Genomic DNA, 8,914 nt, shown 5'->3' on the forward strand with positions numbered 1-8,914 from the left:
GCCCCATCAGGTACAGATACACCGGCATGATCTCTTCAGGCAGCGGGTTGTTCTGCGGGTTTTCGCTGGGGTAAGCCTGGGCCCGCATCGCTGTGCGCGTGGCGCCCGGGTTGATGCTGTTGGAGCGCACGGGTGCCACGCCTTCCAGTTCGTCAGCCAGGGTCTGCATCAGGCCCTCGGTCGCGAACTTCGACACGCCATAGGCGCCCCAGTAGGCCCGACCTTTGCGGCCGACGCTGCTGCTGGTGAACACCACCGAGGCGTCTTCCGACAGCTTCAGCAGGGGCAGCAGGGTGCTGGTGAGCATGAAGGTGGCATCGACGTTGATGTGCATCACGCGCATGAAGTTGTCGCCCGACAACTGTTCCAGCGGCGTGCGCGGGCCAATGATCGAGGCGTTGTTCAGCAGGCCGTCCAGGCGGCCGAACTGGTCTTCGATCATCACTGCCAGCTCGTCGTACTGGTGGGGCAGGGCGGTTTCCAGGTTGAACGGGATGACCACCGGTTGCGGGTGTCCGGCGGCTTCGATCTGGTCGTAGACCTCGTTCAGGTTGGCCTCGGTCTTGCCCAGCAGTAGCACGGTGGCGCCCAGTGCAGCGTAAGCCTTTGCGGCCGCGGCACCAATGCCGCGGCCGGCGCCGGTAACCAGGATGACCCGGCCTTGCAGCAGGTCGGGACGGGCGGTGTAGTCGAACATTGTGTATTCCCTGTCTCTAGTTCAGCAGCCACACAGCGCGCTGTCGATCACTTTGCGCAGTTCCAGCGGGTGGTCCACCACCACGTCGGCACCCCAGTTGTTGGGGTTGTCCTCTGGATGAATATAGCCGTAACGCACCGCAGCCGTGCGCGTGCCAGCGTCGCGGCCAGACTCGATGTCGCGCAGGTCGTCGCCAACGAACAGCACGCTGGCAGGGTCCAGGCCCAGGGTGGTGCAGGCCAGGGTCAGCGGCTCGGGGTCAGGCTTGCTGTTCTTCACGTGGTCCGGGCAGATCAGCAGTGCCGAGCGCTCGGCCAGGCCCAGCTGCTGCATGATCGGCTCGGCGAAGCGTACCGGCTTGTTGGTGACCACGCCCCACAGCAGGTTGCCTTTTTCGATGTCAGCCAGCAGCTCGGCCATGCCGTCGAACAGCTTGCTGTGGACCGCGCAGTCGCGTTGGTAGCGCTCCAGAAACTCCAGGCGCAGGGCCTCGAAGCCCTCGGCTTCCGGGTCCATGGCAAACGCAGTGGCAACCATGGCGCGGGCGCCGCCAGAGATCACGCCACGGATCAGGTGGTCGTCAACGGCTGGCAGGCCGCGCTCGGCGAGCATGGCCTGGCAAATGGCGATGAAGTCCGGCGCCGTGTCGAGCAAGGTGCCGTCCATGTCGAAGAGTACTGCTCGCAAACGCATGCTCATTCCTCGCGCAGGGTCTGGATCATGTAGTTGACGTCGACGTCGCTGTTGAGCTTGTAGTGCTTGGTCAGCGGGTTATAGGTGAGGCCAATGATGTCCTTCACCTGCAGGCCGGCATCACGGCTCCAGGCGCCCAGTTCGGACGGGCGGATGAACTTCTTGAAGTCATGGGTGCCGCGCGGCAGCATCTTCAGGATGTACTCGGCGCCGACGATGGCCAGCAGGTAGGCCTTGGGGTTGCGGTTGATGGTGGAGAAGAACACCTGGCCGCCTGGCTTGACCATACGGTAGCAGGCGCGAATCACCGAGGACGGGTCGGGGACGTGTTCGAGCATTTCCAGGCAGGTGACAACGTCGAACTGTTCAGGCATTTCTTCGGCCAGGGCTTCGGCGGTGATCTGCCGGTACTCCACCTGTACGCCCGACTCCAGCTGGTGCAGCTGGGCCACCGCCAGTGGTGCCTCGCCCATGTCGATACCGGTTACCGTGGCGCCGCGCAGGGCCATGGCTTCGCTGAGGATGCCGCCGCCGCAGCCTACGTCCAGCACTTTCTTGCCGGCCAGGCTGGCCCGCTCGTCGATCCAGTTGACGCGTAGCGGGTTGATTTCGTGCAGCGGCTTGAACTCGCTTTCGCGGTCCCACCAACGGTGGGCCAGCGCTTCGAACTTGGCGATTTCGGCGCGGTCGACGTTGCTCATTGAACAGTCCTCTGAAACTTCGCAAAATTGGGCCGGAGTATACCCGAGCGCTCGGCCCCCAGGCTCGCTATAATCGCCGGCTTTTGACATGCGAACCACGGGGAGAGGCGATGCGCGAGCGACTTTTGGCGGCGGAGAAGGTGACCGGGATCCGCTGGCAGGGCGGCATCTTGCACCTGCTCGACCAGCGCCTGCTGCCGTCGGAGGAACGCTGGCTGGCCTGCGACAATGTTGCGCAGGTGGCGGCGGCAATCCGCGACATGGCGGTGCGCGGCGCCTCGGCCATTGGTATTGCCGCGGCCTACGGCCTGGTATTGGCCCTGGAAGAGCGGCTGGCCGAGGGTGGCGACTGGGAAATGGACCTGGAAGAAGACTACCTCACCCTTGCCGAAGCACGCCCCACGGCGGCCAACCTGTTCTGGGCGCTGAACCGCATGCGCGAACGCCTGCTGCGCCTGCGCCCTGATGAAGACGTGCTGGCCGTGCTGGAGGCAGAGGCCGTGGCCATCCACGAAAGCGACCGTGAAGCCAACCTGACCATGGCCCAGCAAGGTATCGAGCTGATCCGTCGTCATCAGGGCAATGCCCAGGCCCTGCTCACCTACGGCAATGCCGGTGCCCTGGCCAGCGGCGGTTTTGGCACCGCCCTGGGGGTGATTCGCGCCGGCTACCTGGAGGGCATGGTCGAGCGGGTGTACGCCGGCGAGACTCGCCCCTGGTTGCAAGGCTCGCGCCTGACCGCCTGGGAGCTGGCCAACGAAGGCATCCCGGTAACGCTCTGTGCCGACTCGGCGCTGGCGCACCTGATGAAGAGCAAGGGCATCACCTGGGTGGTGGTGGGGGCGGACTGCATTGCTGCCAATGGTGACGTGGCCAGCAAGATCGGGACTTACCAGCTGGCGGTCAGTGCCATGCACCACGGCGTGCGCTTCATGGTGGTGGCGCCGAGCACCAGCATCGACCTGAACCTGGCCACCGGCGAGGATATCCCGCTGGAAGAGCGTGACGCCGACGAGTGGCTGGACTTTGGCGGTGCCCCGGCGGTACCGGATGTCGAAGTGTTCAACCCGGTGTTCGATGTGACCCCGGCCGACTTGATCGACGTGATCGTGACCGAGCGGGGCATCGTAGAGCGCCCGGATACCGCCAAGCTGGCCCAGTTGATTTGCCGCAAGCGGCTGCATTGAGGGCGTAAGGCGATAGACGTCTGTCGTTTTTTAGATCGAGCGCCGCCCGCGCGGCGCATCGCGAGCTGTGCTCGCTCCTACGTTTGTTTCGGGCCAATTTTTCCTGTGCCGTTTGCGCGCGGCCCCCTTGGCGCATGGCACGCTATCGTGCCGTACAAAAATGGCGGTCGCGCACGCCTGTCACAGGCTTGACTGGCCCGAAACAAACGTAGGAGCGAGCGTAGCTCGCGATGCGCCGCGCGGGCGGCGCTCGTTCTCCCAGGCGACACAATATTCAAGGCAAGCACCCCGTGCCACCTCTCCCCACCGCCCCCGCCTTTGTGATAACATCCGGCAGTTTCCAAGACCGCTCATCACGGCGGCCTTCATTGCGCAGATCCATGGCACAACTCATTGATTTGTCGTAAGTCGTCGCACCCTTATGCGCTGCGGCGGCGAGCTTCGTTCGGCCCTTGATGGAGCTGCGAAGTTTCACCAGAAAAAGGAATCAGGCTTCTCATGGGCGAACTGGCCAAAGAAATCCTCCCGGTCAATATCGAAGACGAACTGAGACAGTCTTACCTCGACTACGCGATGAGCGTGATTGTCGGGCGAGCGCTGCCCGATGCGCGTGACGGCTTGAAGCCCGTGCATCGTCGCGTTCTCTATGCGATGAGCGAACTGGGCAACGACTGGAACAAGCCGTACAAGAAATCCGCCCGTGTGGTCGGTGACGTGATCGGTAAGTACCACCCGCACGGCGACACTGCGGTCTACGACACCATCGTGCGTATGGCCCAGCCGTTCTCGCTGCGCTACCTGCTGGTCGATGGTCAGGGCAACTTCGGTTCGGTGGACGGCGACAACGCTGCGGCCATGCGATACACCGAAGTGCGCATGACCAAGCTGGCTCACGAGCTGCTGGCCGACCTGCACAAGGAAACCGTCGACTGGGTGCCCAACTATGACGGCACCGAGCAGATCCCGGCGGTCATGCCGACCCGTATTCCCAACCTGCTGGTCAACGGATCCAGCGGTATCGCCGTGGGCATGGCGACCAACATTCCGCCACACAACCTCGGTGAAGTGATCGACGGCTGCCTGGCGCTGATCGACAACCCCGAAGTCACCATCGATGAGCTGATGCAGTTCATCCCTGGGCCGGACTTCCCGACTGCCGGTATCATCAACGGCCGTCAGGGCATCATCGAGGCCTATCGTACCGGTCGTGGCCGCATCTACATGCGTGCCCGCTCCGAAATCGAAGACATCGACAAGGTTGGCGGCCGTCAGCAGATCGTCGTGACCGAGCTGCCGTACCAGCTGAACAAGGCGCGCCTCATCGAGAAGATCGCCGAGCTGGTAAAAGAGAAGAAGATCGAAGGCATCACCGAGCTGCGCGACGAGTCCGACAAGGACGGCATGCGCATCGTCATCGAGCTGCGCCGCGGCGAGGTGCCGGAAGTGGTGCTCAACAACCTCTACCAGCAAACCCAGCTGCAGAGCGTGTTCGGCATCAACGTGGTCGCCCTGATCGACGGCCGTCCGCGTTTGCTCAACCTCAAGGACCTGCTCGAAGCGTTCGTCCGTCACCGCCGTGAAGTGGTGACACGCCGTACCGTATTCGAGCTGCGCAAGGCCCGTGAGCGTGGCCACATCCTTGAAGGCCAGGCGGTTGCACTGTCCAACATCGACCCGGTCATCGCCCTGATCAAGGCGTCGCCAACCCCGTCCGAGGCCAAGGAAGCCCTGGTTTCCACGCCGTGGGAATCCAGTGCCGTGCAGGTCATGGTCGAGCGCGCCGGCGCCGATTCCTGCCGCCCTGAGGACCTGCCGGAGCAGTACGGCCTGCATGACGGCAAGTACTTCCTGTCGCCGGAACAGGCCCAGGCCATCCTCGACCTGCGCCTGCACCGCCTGACCGGCCTTGAGCACGAGAAGCTGCTGGCCGAGTACCAGGAAATCCTCGAGCAGATCGGCGAGCTGATCCGCATCCTCAGCAGCGCAGAGCGCCTGATGGAAGTGATCCGCGAAGAGCTGGAAGCCATCCGTGCCGAATACGGCGATGTGCGCCGCACCGAAATTCTCAATGCCAGCCACGACCTCAACTACGGCGACATGATCCCGGAAGAAGAGCGCGTGGTCACCATCTCCCACGGTGGTTATGCCAAGACCCAGCCATTGTCCGCTTATCAGGCCCAGCGCCGTGGCGGTAAAGGCAAGTCGGCGACCGGCGTGAAGGACGAGGACTACATCGAGCACCTGTTGGTCGCCAACAGCCATGCCACCCTGTTGCTGTTCTCCAGCAAGGGCAAGGTGTACTGGAAGAAGACCTACGAAATCCCCGAAGCGTCCCGCGCTGCCCGTGGTCGCCCGCTGGTCAACCTGCTGCCGCTGGAGGAAGGTGAGCGCATCACCGCCATGCTGCAGATCGACCTCGAAGCGCTGCAGCAGAACGCTGACCTTGACGAAGAGCTGGAAGACGCTGATGACACCGTGCTCGAGGGTGAGCTGGTAGAGGCCGAGGAAGTCGACGAGGAAGATGGCGACACCGCAGAGTGGGTGGCAGAGCCGACAGGCGCCTACATCTTCATGGCCACGGCCTCCGGTACCGTCAAGAAAACCCCGCTGGTGCAGTTCGCCCGCCCACGCTCCAACGGCCTGATCGCCCTGAAGCTGAAGGAAGGTGACACCCTGATTGCGGCGGCCATCACTGACGGCGCCAAAGAAGTCATGATGTTCTCCGACGCCGGCAAGGTCATCCGTTTCGCCGAGAGCGTAGTGCGTGAAATGGGCCGTACTGCCCGTGGTGTTCGCGGCATGAAGCTGGGCAAAGGCCAGCAGATCATTTCGATGCTGATCCCGGAGTCCGGTTCGCAGATTCTCACTGCCTCCGAGCGTGGCTTCGGCAAGCGCACCCCGCTGTCCAAGTTCCCGCGTCGCGGCCGTGGTGGCCAGGGCGTGATTGCCATGGGTACCAAAGGGCGCAACGGCCTGCTGATCGGTGCTATCCAGGTGCAGGAAGGCGAGGAGATCATGCTGATTTCCGACCAGGGCACCCTGGTGCGCACCCGTGTTGGCGAAGTGTCCAGCCTGAGCCGTAACACCCAGGGTGTGACGCTGATCAAGCTGGCGGCGGATGAAACACTGGTGGGCCTGGAGCGGATCCAGGAGCCGTCCGAGGACGAACTCGATGAAGTGATCGAGGTGGACGAGGAGGGCACCGAGGCTGAAGCGCCAGACAATGAAGACGCTGCGGGTGCCGAAGAGGCCCCGCAGGAGTAAGCGAGCGTAAACCCGGACGGGGCGACCAAGGTCGCCCCGTTTGCCTGTGTAGGCGCGGGCTTGCCCGCGATGCAGGCGCCACCGATCCTGCATGGAATGTGGCCACCGAATTATGATTTTGTTCTATTTGGCAGAGCGAGAGTGGATGTGAGCAAACGAGCCTTTAACTTCTGCGCAGGCCCTGCCGCGCTTCCTGATGCTGTGTTGCAGCGCGCCCAGGCCGAGATGCTGGACTGGCGCGGCAAGGGCTTGTCGGTGATGGAAATGAGCCATCGCAGCGACGACTACGTGGCCATCGCCGAAAAGGCCGAGCAGGACCTGCGCGACCTGCTGTCCGTCCCCTCCAACTACAAGGTGCTGTTCCTGCAGGGCGGCGCCAGCCAGCAGTTCGCCGAAATTCCGCTGAACCTGCTGCCGGAAAACGGCACTGCCGACTACATCGAAACCGGTATCTGGTCGAAAAAGGCCATCGAAGAAGCGCGCCGCTTCGGCCACATCAACGTCGCCGCCAGTGCCAAGCCCTACGACTACCTGAGCATCCCTGGCCAGAACGACTGGAATCTGACCAAAAACGCCGCCTATGTGCACTATGCGTCCAACGAGACCATTGGTGGCCTGCAGTTTGACTGGGTGCCGCAGACTGGTGATGTGCCCCTGGTGGTCGACATGTCCTCCGACATTCTCTCGCGCCCCATCGACGTGTCGCAGTTCGGCCTGATCTACGCCGGCGCGCAGAAGAACATCGGCCCCAGCGGCCTGGTGGTGGTCATCGTTCGCGAAGACCTGCTGGGCCATGCCCGCAGCAGCTGCCCGACCATGCTCGACTACAAGGTCTCGGCTGACAACGGCTCGATGTACAACACCCCGGCCACTTATTCCTGGTACCTCTCGGGCCTGGTCTTCGAATGGTTGAAGGAGCAGGGTGGCGTCGACGCCATGGAGCAGCGCAACCGCGCCAAGAAAGACCGCCTGTACGGCTTCATCGACAACAGCGATTTCTACACCAACCCGATCAGCGTCAACGCCCGTTCGTGGATGAACGTGCCGTTCCGCCTGGCTGACGAGCGCCTGGACAAGGCCTTCCTCGCCGGCGCCGATGCCCGTGGCCTGCTCAACCTCAAGGGCCACCGTTCGGTGGGCGGTATGCGCGCTTCCATCTACAACGCCCTGGGCCTTGAGGCTGTGGAAGCCTTGGTTGGCTACATGGCCGAATTCGAGAAGGAGCACGGCTGATGTCCGAACAGGAACTCAAGGCGCTGCGCGTACGCATCGACAGCCTCGACGAGAAGATTCTCGAGCTGATCAGCGACCGTGCCCGTTGCGCTGAAGAAGTCGCCCGGGTCAAGACCGCCTCGCTGAAAGAAGGCGAGAAGCCGGTGTTCTACCGTCCCGAACGTGAGGCTGCAGTGCTCAAGCGCGTGATGGAGCGCAACAAGGGGCCCCTGGGCAACGAAGAGATGGCGCGTTTGTTCCGCGAAATCATGTCGTCGTGCCTGGCCCTTGAAGAGCCGCTGAAAATCGCCTATCTCGGCCCAGAGGGTACCTTCACTCAGGCCGCAGCCATGAAGCACTTCGGTCACGCGGTGATCAGCCGGCCAATGGCCGCTATCGACGAAGTGTTCCGCGAAGTGGCGGCCGGTGCCGTCAACTTTGGCGTGGTGCCGGTGGAAAACTCCACCGAAGGTGCTGTCAGCCACACGCTGGACAGCTTCCTTGAGCACGACATGGTGATTTGCGGTGAAGTCGAGCTGCGCATCCATCATCATCTGCTGGTAGGCGAAAACACCAAGACCGACAGCATCACCCGCATCTACTCCCATGCCCAGTCGCTGGCCCAGTGCCGCAAGTGGCTGGACGCCCACTACCCGAACGTGGAGCGCGTGGCCGTGTCGAGCAATGCCGAGGCGGCCAAGCGGGTCAAGGGTGAGTGGAACTCGGCGGCGATCGCCGGTGACATGGCGGCCAACCTGTATGGTTTGACCCGCCTGGCCGAAAAGATTGAAGACCGCCCGGACAACTCCACGCGCTTCCTGATGATCGGCAACCAGGAAGTGCCGCCGACTGGCGATGACAAGACCTCGATCATTGTCTCGATGAGCAACAAGCCAGGTGCCTTGCACGAGTTGCTGGTGCCGTTCCACCAGAACGGTATCGACCTGACCCGCATCGAGACCCGCCCGTCGCGCAGTGGCAAGTGGACCTACGTGTTCTTCATCGACTTCGTTGGCCACCACCGCGACCCGCTGATCAAGGCGGTGCTCGAGCAGATCAGCCAGGAGGCGGTGGCGCTGAAGGTGCTGGGCTCTTATCCGAAGGCGGTGCTTTGATTCAAGGCCCTTGGGGCTGCTTTGCAGCCCTTTCGCGGGGCCAAG

Annotated in this window: 7 protein-coding genes; 4 read left to right on the forward strand and 3 right to left on the reverse strand. The window is 63.0% G+C overall.

From position 1 onward, the window contains the following. From ACK1VC_RS19110 to ubiG, 3 genes are all read right to left on the reverse strand, one after another. On the reverse strand, positions 1 to 697 hold a 697-nt coding region (locus ACK1VC_RS19110; protein WP_449118018.1), incomplete at its 3' end, for a YciK family oxidoreductase. A 21-nt stretch (positions 698 to 718) separates the two neighbouring features. Beyond that, positions 719 to 1,390 carry an N-acetylmuramic acid 6-phosphate phosphatase MupP gene (gene mupP / locus ACK1VC_RS19115; RefSeq protein ID WP_016485352.1) on the reverse strand — a complete coding sequence of 224 codons (672 nt, stop codon included), beginning with the start codon at positions 1,388 to 1,390 and terminating at the stop codon, positions 719 to 721. 2 nt (positions 1,391 to 1,392) lie between these two features. Next, positions 1,393 to 2,091 (reverse strand): bifunctional 2-polyprenyl-6-hydroxyphenol methylase/3-demethylubiquinol 3-O-methyltransferase UbiG, encoded by a 699-nt coding sequence (gene ubiG / locus ACK1VC_RS19120; protein ID WP_012271034.1) that lies wholly within the window; start codon positions 2,089 to 2,091, stop codon positions 1,393 to 1,395. 110 nt (positions 2,092 to 2,201) lie between these two features. On the opposite strand from ubiG, the gene mtnA reads away from it, so the two are divergent. The 4 genes from mtnA (at position 2,202) to pheA (ending at position 8,869) form a co-directional block, all read left to right on the forward strand. Next, positions 2,202 to 3,278 (forward strand): S-methyl-5-thioribose-1-phosphate isomerase, encoded by a 1,077-nt coding sequence (gene mtnA / locus ACK1VC_RS19125; RefSeq protein ID WP_016485353.1) that lies wholly within the window; start codon positions 2,202 to 2,204, stop codon positions 3,276 to 3,278. A 498-nt stretch (positions 3,279 to 3,776) separates the two neighbouring features. Next, positions 3,777 to 6,542 carry a DNA gyrase subunit A gene (gene gyrA / locus ACK1VC_RS19130; RefSeq protein WP_023047424.1) on the forward strand — a complete coding sequence of 922 codons (2,766 nt, stop codon included), beginning with the start codon at positions 3,777 to 3,779 and terminating at the stop codon, positions 6,540 to 6,542. 147 nt (positions 6,543 to 6,689) lie between these two features. Beyond that, positions 6,690 to 7,775, forward strand: coding sequence for a 3-phosphoserine/phosphohydroxythreonine transaminase (serC, locus tag ACK1VC_RS19135; RefSeq protein ID WP_024717769.1), 1,086 nt, complete (start codon positions 6,690 to 6,692; stop codon positions 7,773 to 7,775). Next, positions 7,775 to 8,869, forward strand: a complete 1,095-nt coding sequence (gene pheA, locus ACK1VC_RS19140) for a prephenate dehydratase (RefSeq protein ID WP_016715021.1) — start codon at positions 7,775 to 7,777, stop codon at positions 8,867 to 8,869. The genes serC and pheA overlap by 1 nt, the downstream gene beginning before the upstream one ends. Positions 8,870 to 8,914: the final 45 nt, after the last annotated feature.

Source organism: Pseudomonas sp. XP2 (genome assembly GCF_053557975.1).